This is a genomic window from Pseudonocardia nematodicida (assembly GCF_040105385.1).
GTDB classification, from domain to species: Bacteria; Actinomycetota; Actinomycetes; order Mycobacteriales; family Pseudonocardiaceae; genus Pseudonocardia; species Pseudonocardia nematodicida.
Genome location: NZ_JBEDNQ010000018.1, coordinates 1 through 15,661, shown reverse-complemented (window position 1 = coordinate 15,661; position 15,661 = coordinate 1). Strand labels below are relative to the sequence as shown.

The following is a 15,661-nucleotide window of genomic DNA, read 5'->3' as shown; positions in this document are numbered from 1 at the left end:
AGCCTACTTGGCCAGTACCAGGCCGCGGCGGGCGCCGGACCGGTCCGTCGAGCGGACCGAGGCCCAGCCGCGTTCCCGGCCGTCCCGCACCCTCGACCCGACCCCCTCGGCGCGCGCGGCGTGCCGGGCGAACGGCCGGGTCCGCACCACCCGGCCGCGGGCACGCTGGCCCCGCAGGGCGAGGTCGGGCGGCACGTCGAGCCACAGCAGGTGCGGCGCGCGCCCGCAGGCGCGGGCCAGTAGCCGGACCGCCGTCCGCACCCGGGCCGAGGTCGCCGGCAGGTGCACGATGACGGTGTCGGCGGGCCCCAGACACGCGGCCACCACGGCCGAGCGGTGCAGGAGGTGGGTCAGCCAGCGGTAGGCCGGATACGGGGTGCCGGGCGGGAGCAGCCGTGCGAGCCGGGTCCGCACCGCGCCCGAGTCGAGCAGCCGCGTCCCGGCCGGGGCGTCGAGGGACTGCAGCAACGTGGACTTGCCGGCCCCGGGCAGGCCCGCGACCAGCAGCAGCGTCCGGCCGGGCAGCACCAGCCGCACACCCCCGCCGTCGGACGGGGCGGTCACGGGGTGTGCGGCGTCGGCACTGCCGGTAGTCATGTGTGACGAAACGGTCGATGTCGCCGAATCGTTCCGCCGCGACACGTCATCCGGCATGGTGGATCGCGTGGCCCTGCTCGTGCTGGAGTGGATCGTCGCCGCCGTGCTGCTCGCGGCCGGGGTGATGCTGCTGGTCGTGGGGGCGTTCGTCACCGGCGGGATCGCCACCCTGATCGCGGCGGCCTGGCTGGTGCGCTGCATCCGCCGGACGTAGAGACCCCGGCCGTCCGGATCGGACGGCCCGCCCCGACCGCCGCTCAGCGCCCCGGCTTCCCCCGGAACACTCCGTGCAACGCCACAACGGCGGATGATCCCGCTCGGTTCCCGCATCCCCCCGGCGTGACCTCCGTCGCGGCCGCGTCACGATCGCGTCAAGGTTCCCGGGCACGGCGTCAGGGTTCCGTTCACCCACCCCGTCCGGCCCCTCCCGCGGCGGGACGCTCGCACCGTTCGCCGGACGGTCCGGTGAGCGGAGCGAGAGGGGTGTTCCGGTGTCCGATGTGGTCGTCGCACTGCTGCTGGTCGGCGGGTTCGCCGTCCTGGTCCTGTGCCTGCGCGGCCTGGAACGGCTGTGATCCCGGTGAGTGCCGTGATCACGATGGGCGCCCCGGACCTGGTGGCGAACGTGGTGGGCGGGGTCGTCGCGTTCGCACTGCTCGTCCACCTCGTCGTGGCGCTGCTGCGGCCGGAGAGGTTCTCCAGGTGAGCGACGTCGTCGCCGGCCTCCTGCAGGCCGGCCTGCTGATCGTCCTGCTCGGGGCCTGCTACGTCCCGGTCGGCGACCACATGGCCCGGGTCTTCACCGACGAGCGGGACCTGCGGGTCGAGACCGCGCTGTACCGGCTGGCCGGCGTCGACCCGCGGGCCGGGCAGCGCTGGCCGACCTACGCCGCCGGCGTGCTCGGCTTCTCGTTCGTCTCGGTGCTGCTGCTCTACCTGGTGCAGCGGCTCCAGCCGCTGCTGCCGCTGTCGTCCGGCCGTGGCGCGGTGGACCCGCCGACGGCGTTCAACACCGCGATCTCGTTCGTGACCAACACGAACTGGCAGAGCTACGTGCCCGAGCAGACGACGGGCGACGCCGTGGCGACGGCCGGGCTCACCGTGCAGAACGTGGTCTCGGCCGCGGTCGGGCTGGCGGTCGCGATCGCGCTGGTGCGGGGGTTCGTCCGGTCCGGCGACGACCGGATCGGGAACGTCTGGGTGGACCTCACCCGCGGCGTCGTCCGGATCCTGCTGCCCTTCTCCCTCGTCGCGGCGGTGCTGCTCGTCGCGATGGGCGTGACGATGTCGCTGCGCGCCGGCGTCGACGTCCGCGGGGTCGACGGGGCGGCGTACACGCTGCCGATGGCGCCGACGGCCTCCCAGGAGGCGATCAAGCTGCTCGGCACCAACGGCGGCGGGATCTACAACGCCAACTCCGCGCACCCGTTCGAGAACCCGAGCGCGCTGACCAACGTGTTCGAGATCTTCCTGATGCTGGTGATCCCGGTCTGCCTCACCCGCACCTTCGGCGGGCTGGTCGGCGACCGCAGGCAGGGCACGGTGCTGCTGTCGGTGATGGGCGTGCTGTGGGGCGCGATGCTCGCCCTCGCCTGGTTCGCCGAGACCCACCCGAACGGCGCAGCGGCGCTCGCCGCCGGGGCGGCGACCGAGGGCAAGGAGGTCCGGTTCGGGATCCCGGGCTCGGTGCTGTTCGCGGTGTCGACCACCGGGACCTCGACGGGTGCGGTGAACGCGATGCACGACAGCGTCACCGGCGGCGCGGGCGGTGTGCTCCTGCTGAACATCCTGTTCGGTGAGATCGCGCCGGGCGGGGTCGGCTCCGGGCTCTACGGGATCCTGGTGCTCGCGATCGTCGCGGTCTTCCTGGCCGGCCTCATGGTCGGGCGCACCCCGGAGTACCTGGGCAAGAAGCTCGGCCGCCGGGAGGTCACCGCGGCGGTGCCGGCGGTGCTCGCCATGCCGGCGCTGGTCCTGCTCGGCACCGGGACCGCCGTCGCCCTGCCCGGGACCCTCGACGCGCTGACCAACGACGGCGCGCACGGCTTCTCCGAGGTCCTCTACGCGTTCGCCAGCGCGGCCAACAACAACGGGTCGGCCTTCGCCGGCCTCACCGCGACGGGCGACTTCTTCCAGGTCGCGCTCGGGCTGGCCATGCTGTTCGGCCGGTTCGTCCCGATCCTCGCGGTACTCGCGCTCGCCGGTGCGCTCGCCCGGCAGCGCCGCGTCGGACCCGGCGCCGGGACGCTGGCCACCGACGAGCCGCTGTTCGGCGTGCTGCTCGCCGGGACGGTCGTCCTGGTCGCCGCCCTCACCTTCTTCCCGGCGCTCGCGCTGGGACCGCTCGCGGAGGCACTCGCATGACCACCCCGACCCTGGAACGGTCCCCGGCCGGACCGGCGGGCACCCGCTCCCCCGCGCGGGCCGGCGCGTTCCGGCCGGCCCAGCTCGTGGCCGCGCTGCCCGGCGCGTTGCGCAAGCTCGGCCCGCGGACCCAGCGGCGCAACCCGGTCATGTTCGTGGTGTGGGCCGGGTCGGTGCTGGTCACGCTGGACGCGATCGTCGCCCCGTCGCTGTTCGGCTGGCTGATCGCGGTGTGGCTCTGGTTCACGGTGCTGTTCGCGAACCTCGCCGAGGCCGTGGCCGAGGGCAACGGGAAGGCGCAGGCCGACACGCTGCGCCGATCCCGGCGGGACACGGTGGCCCGCCGGCTCACCGCCGCCGGGTGCGAGGAGCGCGTCGGCGGGGCCGACCTGCGGGTCGGGGACCGGGTCGTCGTCGAGGCGGGGGAGAGCGTGCCCGGCGACGGCGACGTCGTCTCCGGGATCGCCACCGTCGACGAGTCCGCGATCACCGGCGAGTCCGCGCCCGTGGTGCGGGAGGCGGGTGGGGACCGCTCGAGCGTCACCGGCGGCACCACGGTGCTGTCGGACCGGATCGTCGTCGAGATCACCGCGGCACCCGGGGAGTCCTTCGTGGACCGGATGATCGTGCTGGTCGAGGGGGCGGCCCGGCAGAAGACGCCGAACGAGATCGCGCTGACCATCCTGCTCGCCGCGCTCACGGTGATCTTCCTGCTCGCGGTGGTCGCGCTGCAGCCGATGAGCGCCTACGCCGGCGGACCGCAGGACGTCGTCGTCCTGGTCGCGCTGCTGGTCTGCCTGATCCCCACCACGATCGGCGCCCTGCTCTCGGCGATCGGGATCGCGGGCATGGACCGGCTGGTGCAGCGCAACGTGCTGGCCACCTCCGGCCGCGCGGTCGAGGCCGCCGGCGACGTCGACACCCTGCTGCTCGACAAGACCGGGACGATCACCTTCGGCAACCGGCGGGCCACCGAGCTGATCCCGGTGCTCGGCCACGACGCGCACGACCTCGCGGTCGCGGCGCGGCGGTCCAGCCTGGCCGACCACACCCCCGAGGGGCGCAGCGTCGTCGAGCTCTGTGCGCGGGAGCACGGGCTACCCGCGGAGGCGTCGCCGGACGAGGCCCGCGCGGAGTTCGTCCCCTTCACCGCGCAGACCCGCATGTCCGGGATCGACCTCGGCGGCCGGCGGATCCGCAAGGGCGCCGCCTCGTCCGTGCTCGCGGCGACCGGGGTGCGCAGCGGCGAGGTGGACCGGCTGGTCGCGGTCGTCTCCGACGAGGGCGGGACGCCCCTGCTGGTCGCCTCCGACGACCGGGTGCTCGGCGTGATCCGGCTGTCCGACGTCGTCAAGCCCGGCATCGCGGCGCGGTTCGCCGAGCTGCGCTCGATGGGGGTCCGCACGGTGATGGTGACCGGGGACAACCCCCGCACAGCCCGGGCGATCGCCGCCGAGGCCGGCGTCGACGACCACATCGCCGAGGCCACGCCCGAGGACAAGATGGCCCGGATCCGCGCCGAGCAGGAGGGCGGGCGGCTGGTCGCGATGACCGGCGACGGCACGAACGACGCGCCGGCGCTCGCGCAGGCCGACGTCGGCGTCGCGATGAACACCGGGACGGCCGCGGCCAAGGAGGCCGGCAACATGGTCGACCTCGACTCCGACCCGGCCAAGCTGATCGAGATCGTGCGGATCGGCAAGCAGCTGCTGATCACCCGGGGCGCGCTGACCACGTTCTCGGTGGCGAACGACCTGGCCAAGTACTTCGCGATCCTGCCCGCGATGTTCGCGACCCTGTACCCGTCGCTCGGCCTGCTGAACGTGATGGGACTGCACTCACCCCGGTCCGCGATCCTCTCCGCGGTGATCTTCAACGCGCTGGTCATCGTGGCGCTGATCCCGCTCGCGCTGCGCGGCGTGCGGTACCGGCCGGGCCCGGCGTCGAGCCTGCTGCGCCGGAACCTGCTGGTCTACGGCCTGGGCGGGGTGCTGGTGCCGTTCGCCGGGATCTACCTCATCGACCTGCTGGTCCGACTGCTCCCGGGGATGTGACGTGCTCTCCACACTGCGCCGGCAGACCCTCACCGGTCTGCGCCTGCTGCTCGTACTCACCGTGCTCTGCGGGATCGCCTACCCGCTCGCGGTCTGGGGCGTCTCCCGGCTCCCGGGGCTGCACGGCCACGCCGAGGGATCGGTGATCGAGCGGGGCGGCACGGTCGCCGGGTCGTCGCTGATCGGCGTCGACCCGGTCCCGGCCGACCCCGCCGCGGACCCGTGGTTCCACACCCGGCCCTCGGCCTCGGCGGACGGCGCGCTCGGCCCGGCCGACACCGCGACGTCCGGCGGGTCGAACCTGGCCGGCGACTCCCCGCGGCTGCGCGACACCGTCGCCGGGCGCCGCGCCCTGATCGCGGCCCGCGAGGGGGTGGCCCCGGCCGCCGTGCCGCCCGATGCGGTGACCGCGTCGGGCTCGGGGCTGGACCCGGACATCAGCCCGGAGTACGCGGCCCTGCAGGTGGACCGGGTCGCCCGGGTCACCGGGCTGCCCGTGGCCCGGGTCGAGGACCTCGTCGCGCGGGCGAGCAGCGGGCGCATACTCGGGTTCCTGGGAGAGCCCCACGTGAACGTGACGGAACTGAACCTCGCGGTCGCGGACGCACGACAGGGCGGGTGAGGACGGATGACGGCCGGGCCGCCGGGCACGCTCCGGATCCACCTGGGCGCCGCCCCCGGCGTGGGCAAGACCTACGCGATGCTGTGCGAGGCGCACCGGCGGCGTGAGCGGGGCACCGACGTCGTCGCCGGGGTCGTCGAGACGCACGGCCGGGACCGGACCGCCGCGCTGCTCGACGGCCTCGAGCTGCTCCCCCGGCGCCACACCCCGGTCGGCGACGAGCTCGACGTCGCGGCGGTGCTCGCCCGCCGGCCCGAGGTGGTGCTGGTCGACGAGCTCGCGCACACCAACGCGCCCGGCTCGGCGCACCCCAAGCGCTGGCAGGACGTCCGGGACATCCTCGACGCCGGCATCGACGTGCTCTCCACGGTCAACGTGCAGCACCTGGAGTCCCTCGGCGACGTCGTCGAGCGGATCACCGGGGTCCGGCAGCGGGAGACCGTCCCGGACGGGTTCGTCCGCCGCGCCGAGCAGGTCGAGCTGGTCGACCTCACCCCGGAGGCGCTGCGCCGCCGGCTCGCCCACGGCAACGTCTACCCCGCGGAGCGGATCGACGCCGCGCTGGCGAACTACTTCCGGGTCGGCAACCTGATCGCGCTGCGCGAGCTCGCCCTGCTGTGGGTGGCCGACGAGGTGGACGTCGCGCTCCGCCGGCACCGCCGCGACCAGCACATCACCGAGACCTGGGAGACCCGGGAACGGGTGGTGGTCGCGCTGACCGGCGGCCACGAGTCCGAGGCGGTGCTCCGCCGTGCCGCGCGGATCGCGACCCGGGCCGGCGGGGCGGACCTGCTCGCCGTGCACGTGCTGCGCGGCGACGGGCTGGCCGGTCCCCCGGTCGCCGCGGTGCACGCCCTGCGGACCCTGGCCGACGACCTCGGCGCCACCTTCCACACCGTGGTCGGTGACAGCGGCGCGGCGGGGGTGACCGCGGCGCTGCTGGAGTTCGCCCGTGGCGCCAACGCCACCCAGCTCGTGCTCGGCACGTCGCGCCGCTCCCGGCTGGCCCGGCTGTTCGACCCGGGCATCGGGGCCCGGGTGGTGCGGGACTCGGGCTCGATCGACGTGCACATGGTCACCCACGCCGCGGCCGGCTCGGCGCTGCGCCTGCCGTCGCTGCGCAGCGAGGTGCCGGGCCGCCGGCACCTCGCGGGCTGGGCCGTGGCCCTGCTCGCGCCGCCGGTGGCGACCCTGCTCGGGGTCGCTCTCACCCGGGTCGTGGGGCTCTCGACCGACGTCGTCCTGTTCTTCCTCGCGACGGTCGCGGCGGCGCTCGTCGGCGGCCTCGGCCCGGCACTGGTCGCCGCCCTGTTCGGCGGGCTGCTGCTCAACTTCTTCCTGACCCCGCCGCTGTACTCGCTGCGGGTCGGCGCGCCGGAGAACGTCGTCACCCTCGTCGCGATGCTGCTCGTCGCCGTGCTCGTCGCGCTGGTGGTCGACCGGGCGGCCCGGCGCGGCGAGCAGGCCGCCCGGGCCCGGGCGGAGGCGACGCTGCTGGCGTCGTTCGCCCGGACCGTGCTGACCCGCTCCGACCCGCTGCCACGGCTGCTGGAGAAGGTGCGCGAGGCGTTCGGGCTGCGGTCGGTCGGCCTGCTCGAGCGCGACGGCACCCGGTGGAGCCGGGTCGCCGGCGCCGGTCCCCCGGGGTGCGCGCGGCCGGAGGACGCCGACGTCGACGTCGCCGTCGAGCCGGGGCTGCACCTCGTCGGCGACGGCCGGTCGCTGCCGGCCAGGGACCGGCGGCTGCTGGAGACCGTCGGCGGGCAGGCGCTGCTCGCGCTGCGCGGCGAGAAGGCGGCCGACGAGGCGCGTCGGGCGCAGCGGCGGGCGGAGGCGCACGAGACCCGCGGGGCGCTGCTGTCCGCGGTCGGGCACGACCTGCGCAGCCCGCTGACCTCGATCAAGGCCGCCGTCGGGAGCCTGCGCGATCCCGCGCTGCGGCTGCCCGACGCCGACCGGGCCGAGCTGCTGGAGACCGTCGAGGAGTCGGTCGACCGGCTGACCGGGCTGGTCGGCAACCTGCTCGACTCGTCGCGGCTGGCGGCCGGCGCGGTCGAGCCGCTGCGGGAGGCGGTCGGCTACGACGAGGTCGTGGCCCGCGCCCTGCACGGGCTGCCCGGCGCGCAGCGGGCCGGGCTGGAGCTCGCGGAGGACCTGCCCGACGTCGTGGCCGACGTCGGGCTGCTGGAACGGGTCGTCGCGAACCTGGTCGACAACGCGCTGCGGCACGGGCGGGGGGCTCCGGTCACGCTGCGGGCGAGCGCGCACGGCGGCCGGGCGGAGCTGCGGGTGACCGACCGCGGTCCGGGCCTCACGCCGGCGCAGCGCGAGCACCTGTTCGCGCCCTTCCAGCGGCTCGGCGACCGCCGTACCGGCGGGATCGGGCTGGGGCTCTCGGTCGCCCGCGGTCTCACCGAGGTGATGGGCGGCTCGCTGTCCGCCGAGGACACCCCCGGTGGCGGGCTGACGACCGTGATCTCGCTGCCGGTCGCCGTCCCGGCCGTGCCCGGGCCCGGCGGGGCCCGGCCGTGACCGGACCGGACGGCCCGGGACCGGACGGCCGCGCGGTGCGCGTGCTGGTGGTCGACGACGACCCGCAGATCGCCCGCGCGCTGCGGATCAACCTGACCGCGCACGGCTACCACGTCGCCGTCGCCGGGGACGGCCGTTCCGCGCTGCGGGCGGTCGGTGACCTGCGCCCCGACGTCGTCGTGCTGGACCTGGGGCTGCCCGACCTCGACGGCACCGACGTGATCGCCGGGATCCGCGGCTGGTCCGAGGTGCCGATCGTGGTGCTGTCCGCGCGGACCGGCTCGGCGGACACGGTCACCGCGCTGGACACCGGCGCCGACGACTACGTCACCAAGCCGTTCGGGATGCCCGAGCTCCTCGCCCGGCTACGGGCCGCGGTCCGCCGCGCGGCCACGACGCCGGGGCCCGGCGAGCGCACCGTCTCCTTCGGCGAGGTGGAGGTCGACCTCGGACGCAAGCGGGTCCGGCGGGCCGGCGAGAACGTGCACCTCACCCCCACCGAGTGGGGCATGCTCGAGATGCTCGCCCGGCACCCGGGCCGGCTCGTGTCGCAGCGGGACATGCTGACGCACGTGTGGGGCCCTCGCTACGAGGACCGCACCAACTACCTGCGGGTCCACCTCGCGCAGCTGCGCCGCAAGCTCGAGGCGGAGCCGTCCCGGCCCCGCCACCTGCTGACCGAGCCGGGCATGGGGTACCGCCTGGAGCCCGGCGACACCGCGAGCTGACTGCCGGGCGGTCAGAGCGCGTCGGTGCCGCGCTCGCCGGTCCGCACCCGCACGACGTCGTCGACCGTGGTCACCCAGACCTTCCCGTCGCCGATCTTCCCGGTGTGTGCCGCGTCGACCACGGCCTGCAGCACCCGCTCGGCGTGCTCGTCGTCCACCACGACCTCGACCCGGATCTTCGGCACGAAGTCGACCGAGTACTCCGCACCGCGGTACACCTCGGTGTGCCCCTTCTGCCGGCCGAACCCCTGCACCTCCGAGGTGGTCAGCCCGGCCACGCCGAGCCCCTCGAGGGCGTCCTTCACCTCGCCCAGCACGAACGGCTTGACGATCGCGGTCACCAGCTTCATGGCTCTCCCTCCGGAGTCCTGGCAGCGTGCGCCCGGTCGTCGCCGACGGCGCGGAGGCCAGCATCCCGCCGTCCGGCCGATCGCGGGAGACGATCACCACCGGCACCCCGTGTCGTGACCCAACCGGTACGGGCCGCTGCCCGGTGCCGGCCGCTCAGCGGTCGCCGGCGCGGGCCCGTTCGCGCCGGCCCGCGGCGACCCCGAGGACCGTGCGTTCGATCTCCCGGCGCGCGGCCCGGTCCGGGCTCCCCGCGATGCCGAACGAGTCGACGACCGAGGCGCCGAGCGTCTCCACCCGGGCCCACACCAGGTCCACCCCGCTGCGCTCCAGGGCGGCCGTGACGTGGTGCAGCAACCCGATCCGGTCCGTGGCGCGCAGCTCCAGCACCACCGCCCCGGTCGCCTCGTCGTCGAACCACAGCACCCGCGGCGGGGCGGTCCGCTCCACCCCGGGTGCCGACGGCGCGTAGTCCCGTTCCTTGCGGGCCAGCGCCGCGTCCAGCTCGAGGGTCCCGGCGAGCACCCGGACGAGGTCGGAGCGGACCAGCGCCGGATCGGGCAGCCCGCCGAAGCGCGGGGTGACGGCGAAGGTCTGGATGGCGACCGGTCCCCCGTCCCCGTCCTCGACCGTGAGCCCCGCGGTGTGCACCTGCAGCGAGTGCAGAGCGACCACCCCGGCGGTCGCGGAGAGCGCACCGCGCCGGTCCGGGAGCGCGACGGTCACGGTCGCGACGTCGTCGCCCGAGTGGAAGACGACCTGGGGACCGCCGTCGGCGCGCACCGAGCGCGCCAGCTCGGCGTGCTCCGGGTCGTCCGGGCCGGGCGCGTCGAACGGGCGCCCGTCGAGCTCGGTCAGGCACCGCCCGGTGAGCTCGCGGACCAGGGTCCGCCGCCACGGGCTCCACACCCCGGGGCCGGTCCCCAGCGAGTCGGCCTCGGCGAGGGCGTCGAGCAGTTCGAGGAGCACGGCGACCGCCCGGTCGCCGCCGTCGCCGACCGCGCCGCGCAGGGTGTCCAGCACCCGGGCGACCGTCGCCGGGTCGTCGGGGTCGCGGCGGGTCGCGGTGTGCGGCAGCAGCAGGTGGTGTCGGACCATCGCGGCGAGCAGCACGACGTCGTCGTCGCGCAGTCCCAGCCGTTCCCCGATCTGGCGCACCAGCGACTCGCCGACGACCGAGTGGTCGCCACCGCGGCCCTTCCCGATGTCGTGCAGCAGCGCACCGACCAGCAGCAGGTCCGGCCGCGGGACCCGGGTGGTCAGCGCGGCGGCGCGGACGCACACCTCGACGAGGTGCCGGTCGACGGTCCAGACGTGGGTGCGGTCGCGCGGGGGCAGGTCGCGCACCGCGCCCCACTCCGGGAACAGCCGGCCCCACAGCCCGGTGCGGTCCAGCGACTCGATCACCCCGACCATCGCCTCGCCGGTGCCGAGCAGCGCGAGCAGCTCGGCGAGCGCGGCACGCGGCCACGGCGTGCGCAGCTCGGGGGCGGTGTCGGCGAGCCGGGTCAGGGTGCCCGCCGAGATCGGCAGACCGGTCCGCGCGGCGGTCGCGGCGACCCGCAGGACGAGCGCCGGGTCCTTCGCCGCCGAGGCGTCCCGGGCCAGGCCGACCTCGCCGCCGTGCTCGACGACGCCGGAGTCCAGCGGGCGCCGGACCGGGGCCCGGCGCAGCGCGGCCAGCCCCCGTTTCGGGAGCGCGTTGCGGGCCTGGCGCAGCCCGACCTCGGTGGCGAAGGCGACCGCGCGGGCGGCGCCGGACAGCGACCGGGCGAGCTCGAACCGGTCACCGATCTCCAGCTCGGCCGCGATGTCGTCGGCGTCCTGGGCGCGCAGCACGTCGTGCGCCCGGCCGGACCGCCGGTGCAGCTCGGTGCGCACGTCGAGCAGCAGCGTGCGCGCCGCCACGACCTCGGCCGAGGGCCGGTCGACGAGCTGGGCGGTGGCCAGGGCGTCGAGCAGCTGGATGTCGCGCAGGCCGCCGTGCCCGCTCTTGAGATCGGGCTCGATGCGGTGGGCGACGTCACCGTTGCGGCGCCACCGCTCGGCGGTGGTCTCGACGATCTCGTCGAACCGGCTGCGCATCCCGGCCCGCCACGCCTGCCGGACGGCGTCGCGGACCTTCGCCGAGAGCTTGCCGTCCCCGGCGATGTGCCGGGTCTCGATCAGCCCCATCGCGGCCCGCAGGTCGGTGGTGGCGATCTGGACGGCCTGGCCGGGGGTGCGGACGGAGTGGTCGAGGCCGATCCCGGCGTCCCAGAGCGGGTACCAGAGCTGCTCGGCGAGGGTGTCGATGCCCTTGCGCCCGTCGTGCAGCAGGACGAGGTCGAGATCGGAGTACGGGCACAGCTCGCGGCGGCCGAGCGCCCCGACGGCGACGAGGGCGGCTCCGCTGCCGTCGCCGCCGAACCCGAGTGTGGCGCAACGGGACGAGAGCCAGAAGTCGTGCAGGTCCACCAGTGCCGCCCGGAGCGCCTCCGGACCGTGGTGGTGCCGGCCGTTGGACTCCAGCAGCACCGTTCTCGCCCTGACCAGGTCCGCCGCCTCGCCCGACCCGAGGACCGTCATCGCACTCCCTGTCGTCTTGCACCGATCGGCCCGGTTCCGGGTCCGATGTCCGGATCGGGTCCGGACGGCGGACGGGCCCGCCGCTCCCTGCGGGGAACGACGGGCCCGTCCGGTCTCGCGTCTGTCACAGGAGACGGAGCAACTCCGACTCAGATGGCGTCGGCGCCGCGCTCGCCGGTCCGGACGCGCACCACGGTCTCGACCGCGGTCACCCAGACCTTGCCGTCACCGATCTTGCCGGTGCGGGCGGCCTCGACGATCCCGTCGACCACCTTGTCCAGCAGAGCGTCGTCCACGACGACCTCCACCCGGACCTTCGGGACGAAGTCGACGGAGTACTCGGCACCCCGGTAGACCTCGGTGTGACCCTTCTGGCGACCGTAGCCCTGGACCTCGCTGATGGTCAGTCCGAGGACACCGATCTGCTCCAGCGCGCCCTTGACGTCCTCGAGGACGAACGGCTTGACGATGGCGGTGACGAGCTTCATCGGCTCAGCCCTCCTTCGTGGCGGTGGGGGCCTCCGAGGGCGCCGAGCCGGTCGTCGGCGCGGTGGCGGTGCTCAGACCGCTGCCGCCCCGCAGGCCGGAGAACTCGTAGCCGGTCTCGGCGTGCTGGCCCTCGTCGATGCCGGCGAGCTCCTCGTCGTCGTCGACCCGCAGGCCCAGGGTGGCCTTGACGACGAGCACGATGATCGTGGTGACCACGGCGCAGTAGACGATGGTGGCCAGCGCGGCGAGCACCTGGATACCCAGCTGGGTCACGCCGCCGCCGTAGAACAGGCCGTCGGTGGCGTCCGGCGCGACCGCGGTGCCGAAGAAGCCGATGGCCACGGTGCCCCAGAGGCCGGCGACCAGGTGCACGCCGACGACGTCGAACGAGTCGTCGTAGCCCAGCTTGTACTTCAGGCCCACCGCCCAGGCGCTCAGCACACCGGCGATACCGCCGACGATCAGCGCACCGATCGGCGAGATGGCCGCGGCGGCCGGGGTGATGGCGACCAGACCGGCCACGATGCCCGAGGCGGCACCCAGCGAGGTGGCCTTGCCGTAGCGGATCCGCTCGTAGAGCAGCCAGCCGAGGATGGCGGCGGCGGTCGCGGCGACGGTGTTGGTGAAGGCGAAGCCCGCGGCCCAGTCGGCCGCACCGGCGGAACCGGCGTTGAAGCCGAACCAGCCGAACCAGAGGAGGCCGGCACCCAGCATGACCATGGTCAGGTTGTGCGGGCGGGCGGCCTCCCGCGGCCAGTTGCGACGCTTGCCCATGATGATGCAGAGCACCAGGGCGGCGACACCGGCGTTGATGTGGACCGCGGTACCACCGGCGAAGTCCAGGGCGCCCAGGCTGGTGGCGATCCAGCCCTGGTCGAGGTCGAAGACCCAGTGCGCGACCGGGAAGTAGACCAGCGTCGCCCACAGGGCGGAGAACAGGATCCAGGCGCCGAACTTCATCCGGCTCGCCGCCGCACCCGCGATCAGCGCGGTGGTGAGGATGGCGAACATCGCCTGGAAGCCGACGATCGCGAGCGTCGGAACCAGCTCGGAGGCCTCGTCGTTCTCCAGGATGGCAGTCAGGCCGAAGTAGCTGGCCGGGTTACCGAGCAGTCCGAGGCCGATGTCCGGACCGAACACCATCGAGTAGCCGTACAGGATCCACAGGACGCCGACGACGCCGAGCGCGCTGAAGACCATCATCATCATGTTCAGGACGCTCTTGGCCCCGGCCTGTCCTGCGTAGAACAGTGCCAGGCCCGGCGTCATGAGCATGACGAACGCCGCACACGTCAAGATCCATGCGGTATCACCGCTGTTGAGCCCTTCCACGAGCTTCCATCCCTCCCACGTCTGTCATGTCTGACTGGGTGGGAAGAATGGTGATCGCGTGTTTCGCGCTGGGCGCCGATTCGTTTCACACCGGTTAACAGGCCCGGTTTATGCATGACGGTTCTGTTACACAACTGCGCTCCGGGGACGCTTTGTCGCCCGGACGGTCTTCTTTGTGAGCCCCCACACGGCGCAACGACGTCCGCATCGGACTGCTTGACCGTGCCGCGGCGGCACGGTGTGCAGTGGCGACCATGACCACGTCGACGCCGCAGAGCGCGCCCCCGGAGCTGATCGAGGTCGAGGAGTTCTTCGCCGACCCGGGGTTCCTCGTCCCGCAGATCTCCCCGGACGGCACCCGGCTCGCGTACCTCGCCCCGCACCGCGGGCGGCGCAACATCTGGGTCCGCGGCATCGACGAGACCCACGACGACGCGGTGCCGGTCACCCACGACACCCGCCGCGGGATCTTCACCTACTACTGGACCGACGACCCCCGCCGGCTGCTCTATTTGCAGGACACCGACGGCAACGAGGACTTCCACCTGCACCGGGTCGACCTGGACCGGCCGGAGGAGCCCGCCGTCGACCTGACCCCGATGGACCCGGGGTCGCGGGTGTTCGCCGTCGAGCCGCTGCCCTCGGTCCCGGGCAGCGTGCTGGTCACGATGAACCGCCGCCCGGCCCACTTCGACGTGTTCCGCGTCGACGTCGCGACCGGCGAGGTCACGCTGCACCAGGAGCAGGCCGACCCGCAGGTCGGCGTCCTGCTCGACCGCGAGGGCCGCCCGGCGTTCGAGGTGGTGACGGAGCCCGACGGCACGATCGCCGTCTCCGGGGTCGACCGCACCACCGGGGCCGCCCGGCTGCTGCGCCGGATCGGCGGGACGGAGTACCCGCTGGGCGTGCACCCGCAGCTGGTGACCCCGGACGGCGACGGGCTGCTGCTGGGTTCGTACGCCCCCGACGGGGACGACCTGCGGCTGGTCCGCCTCGACCGGGAGACGGGTGAGGAGACCGTCGTCGCCGCCGCCCGGGGCCGCAGTCTCGACGTCATGGGCATCATGGCCCCCGGCGTCCTGCCGCCCGTCGTGTACACCGACCGGCGCACCGGTGAGCCGATCGCCGCCCGCTTCGCCGACGACCGTCCGCACATCGAGGTCCTCGACCCGCGGTTCGCCGAGGTCTACGCCGAGCTGGCGACGCTGTCCGACGGGGTGCTGGGGACGTTGTCGTCGGACGAGGAGGGCCGGCGCTGGGTCGCGACCTTCGGCCACGACCGCGAGCCGGGTGTGACCTGGTTCTACGACCACGCCACCGGCGAGCGGCGCCGGCTGGGCCGGCCGTTCCCGGACCTGGACCCCGAGGACATGGCCCCGATGACACCGGTGCGCGTCCCGGCCCGCGACGGGCTCGAGCTGCCCGGCTACCTCACGCTGCCGGTCGGCGTGGAGCCCCGGGACCTGCCGATGGTGCTGCTGGTGCACGGCGGCCCGTGGTCGCAGGACTTCTGGGGGTTCAACCCGGAGGTCCAGCTGCTGGCCAACCGCGGCTACGCGGTGCTGCAGGTCAACTACCGCGGCTCCATCGGGTACGGCCGCCGGCACCTGACCGCGGCCGTCGGCGAGACCGGCCGGGCGATGCACGACGACCTCGTCGACGCCGTCGAGTGGGCGATCGCGCAGGGGTACGCCGACCCGGACCGGATCGGCATCTCCGGGGTCTCCTACGGCGGCTACGCCACCCTGTTCGCCATCGCCACCGAACCCGAGCGGTTCGCCGCCGCGATCGACTACGTGGGCGTCTCCGACCTCGTGGCCGCGCTGCGGGCGCTGCCGCCGTTCACCCGGGCCTACAACGCCAACAGCTGGTACGGCTACCTCGGCGACCCGGAGATCCCAGTGGCGTCCAGCAGAGTGGTGTGTGACCGGCCCGGCGACGGGCGGAACCTCGTGTAGGGCGGCCACCGCGTGATCTTCTTGAACACCTCTCACAGCACCCAAGAAGCGAGATCACGCGATGACCGC

General features: G+C 74.4%; 13 protein-coding genes. 8 read left to right on the top strand and 5 right to left on the bottom strand.

The window, feature by feature from the left end; all coding sequences use genetic code 11:
- Window positions 1-3: 3 nt before the first annotated feature.
- The gene (locus tag WIS52_RS30590; RefSeq protein ID WP_349301904.1) at window positions 4-597 is read right to left on the bottom strand and encodes an AAA family ATPase; all 594 of its coding nucleotides are present in this window, start codon (window positions 595-597) and stop codon (window positions 4-6) included.
- Between the two features lie 67 nt (window positions 598-664).
- On the opposite strand from WIS52_RS30590, the gene WIS52_RS30585 reads away from it, so the two are divergent.
- The 7 genes from WIS52_RS30585 (at window position 665) to WIS52_RS30555 (ending at window position 8,897) form a co-directional block, all read left to right on the top strand.
- A complete protein-coding gene (locus WIS52_RS30585) occupies window positions 665-811 on the top strand; it encodes a hypothetical protein (protein ID WP_349301903.1) in 147 nt (48 codons plus the stop codon).
- Window positions 812-1,177: 366 nt separating this feature from the next.
- Window positions 1,178-1,303, top strand: coding sequence for a K(+)-transporting ATPase subunit F (kdpF, locus tag WIS52_RS30580; protein ID WP_379611687.1), 126 nt, complete (start codon window positions 1,178-1,180; stop codon window positions 1,301-1,303).
- Window positions 1,300-2,961, top strand: coding sequence for a potassium-transporting ATPase subunit KdpA (gene kdpA, locus WIS52_RS30575; RefSeq protein WP_349301902.1), 1,662 nt, complete (start codon window positions 1,300-1,302; stop codon window positions 2,959-2,961). Before kdpF ends, kdpA begins: the two co-directional genes overlap by 4 nt.
- Entirely contained in the window at window positions 2,958-5,015 is a 2,058-nt protein-coding gene (gene kdpB, locus WIS52_RS30570) for a potassium-transporting ATPase subunit KdpB (protein ID WP_349301901.1), read from the top strand. Before kdpA ends, kdpB begins: the two co-directional genes overlap by 4 nt.
- A gap of 1 nt (window position 5,016) precedes the next feature.
- On the top strand, window positions 5,017-5,637 hold the full coding sequence (gene kdpC, locus WIS52_RS30565) for a K(+)-transporting ATPase subunit C (RefSeq protein ID WP_349301900.1): 621 nt from the start codon (window positions 5,017-5,019) through the stop codon (window positions 5,635-5,637).
- A gap of 6 nt (window positions 5,638-5,643) precedes the next feature.
- Entirely contained in the window at window positions 5,644-8,169 is a 2,526-nt protein-coding gene (locus WIS52_RS30560; RefSeq protein ID WP_349301899.1) for a DUF4118 domain-containing protein, read from the top strand.
- Window positions 8,166-8,897, top strand: a complete 732-nt coding sequence (locus tag WIS52_RS30555; RefSeq protein ID WP_349301898.1) for a response regulator — start codon at window positions 8,166-8,168, stop codon at window positions 8,895-8,897. The genes WIS52_RS30560 and WIS52_RS30555 overlap by 4 nt, the downstream gene beginning before the upstream one ends.
- Before the next feature lie 11 nt (window positions 8,898-8,908).
- Here the strand turns inward: WIS52_RS30555 and WIS52_RS30550 are convergent, their stop codons facing one another.
- From WIS52_RS30550 to WIS52_RS30535, 4 genes are all read right to left on the bottom strand, one after another.
- Window positions 8,909-9,247 (bottom strand): P-II family nitrogen regulator, encoded by a 339-nt coding sequence (locus WIS52_RS30550; protein WP_349301897.1) that lies wholly within the window; start codon window positions 9,245-9,247, stop codon window positions 8,909-8,911.
- Between the two features lie 154 nt (window positions 9,248-9,401).
- Window positions 9,402-11,813 (bottom strand): [protein-PII] uridylyltransferase, encoded by a 2,412-nt coding sequence (locus WIS52_RS30545; protein WP_349301896.1) that lies wholly within the window; start codon window positions 11,811-11,813, stop codon window positions 9,402-9,404.
- 149 nt (window positions 11,814-11,962) lie between these two features.
- The gene (locus tag WIS52_RS30540; protein WP_349301895.1) at window positions 11,963-12,301 is read right to left on the bottom strand and encodes a P-II family nitrogen regulator; all 339 of its coding nucleotides are present in this window, start codon (window positions 12,299-12,301) and stop codon (window positions 11,963-11,965) included.
- A gap of 4 nt (window positions 12,302-12,305) precedes the next feature.
- The gene (locus WIS52_RS30535; protein WP_379611734.1) at window positions 12,306-13,577 is read right to left on the bottom strand and encodes an ammonium transporter; all 1,272 of its coding nucleotides are present in this window, start codon (window positions 13,575-13,577) and stop codon (window positions 12,306-12,308) included.
- Window positions 13,578-13,888: 311 nt separating this feature from the next.
- On the opposite strand from WIS52_RS30535, the gene WIS52_RS30530 reads away from it, so the two are divergent.
- On the top strand, window positions 13,889-15,592 hold the full coding sequence (locus tag WIS52_RS30530) for a S9 family peptidase (protein WP_349301893.1): 1,704 nt from the start codon (window positions 13,889-13,891) through the stop codon (window positions 15,590-15,592).
- The last annotated feature ends 69 nt before the right edge of the window (window positions 15,593-15,661 follow it).

Excerpts from the sequence above, each read along its gene's own strand:
- WIS52_RS30590 (WP_349301904.1), bottom strand. The coding sequence starts at position 597 with ATGACTACCGGCAGTGCCGACGCCGCACACCCCGTGACCGCCCCGTCC.
- kdpB (WP_349301901.1), top strand. The coding sequence starts at position 2,958 with ATGACCACCCCGACCCTGGAACGGTCCCCGGCCGGACCGGCGGGCACC.
- WIS52_RS30560 (WP_349301899.1), top strand. The coding sequence starts at position 5,644 with ATGACGGCCGGGCCGCCGGGCACGCTCCGGATCCACCTGGGCGCCGCC.
- WIS52_RS30550 (WP_349301897.1), bottom strand. The coding sequence starts at position 9,247 with ATGAAGCTGGTGACCGCGATCGTCAAGCCGTTCGTGCTGGGCGAGGTG.
- WIS52_RS30545 (WP_349301896.1), bottom strand. The coding sequence starts at position 11,813 with ATGACGGTCCTCGGGTCGGGCGAGGCGGCGGACCTGGTCAGGGCGAGA.
- WIS52_RS30540 (WP_349301895.1), bottom strand. The coding sequence starts at position 12,301 with ATGAAGCTCGTCACCGCCATCGTCAAGCCGTTCGTCCTCGAGGACGTC.
- WIS52_RS30535 (WP_379611734.1), bottom strand. The coding sequence starts at position 13,577 with ATGCTCATGACGCCGGGCCTGGCACTGTTCTACGCAGGACAGGCCGGG.
- WIS52_RS30530 (WP_349301893.1), top strand. The coding sequence starts at position 13,889 with ATGACCACGTCGACGCCGCAGAGCGCGCCCCCGGAGCTGATCGAGGTC.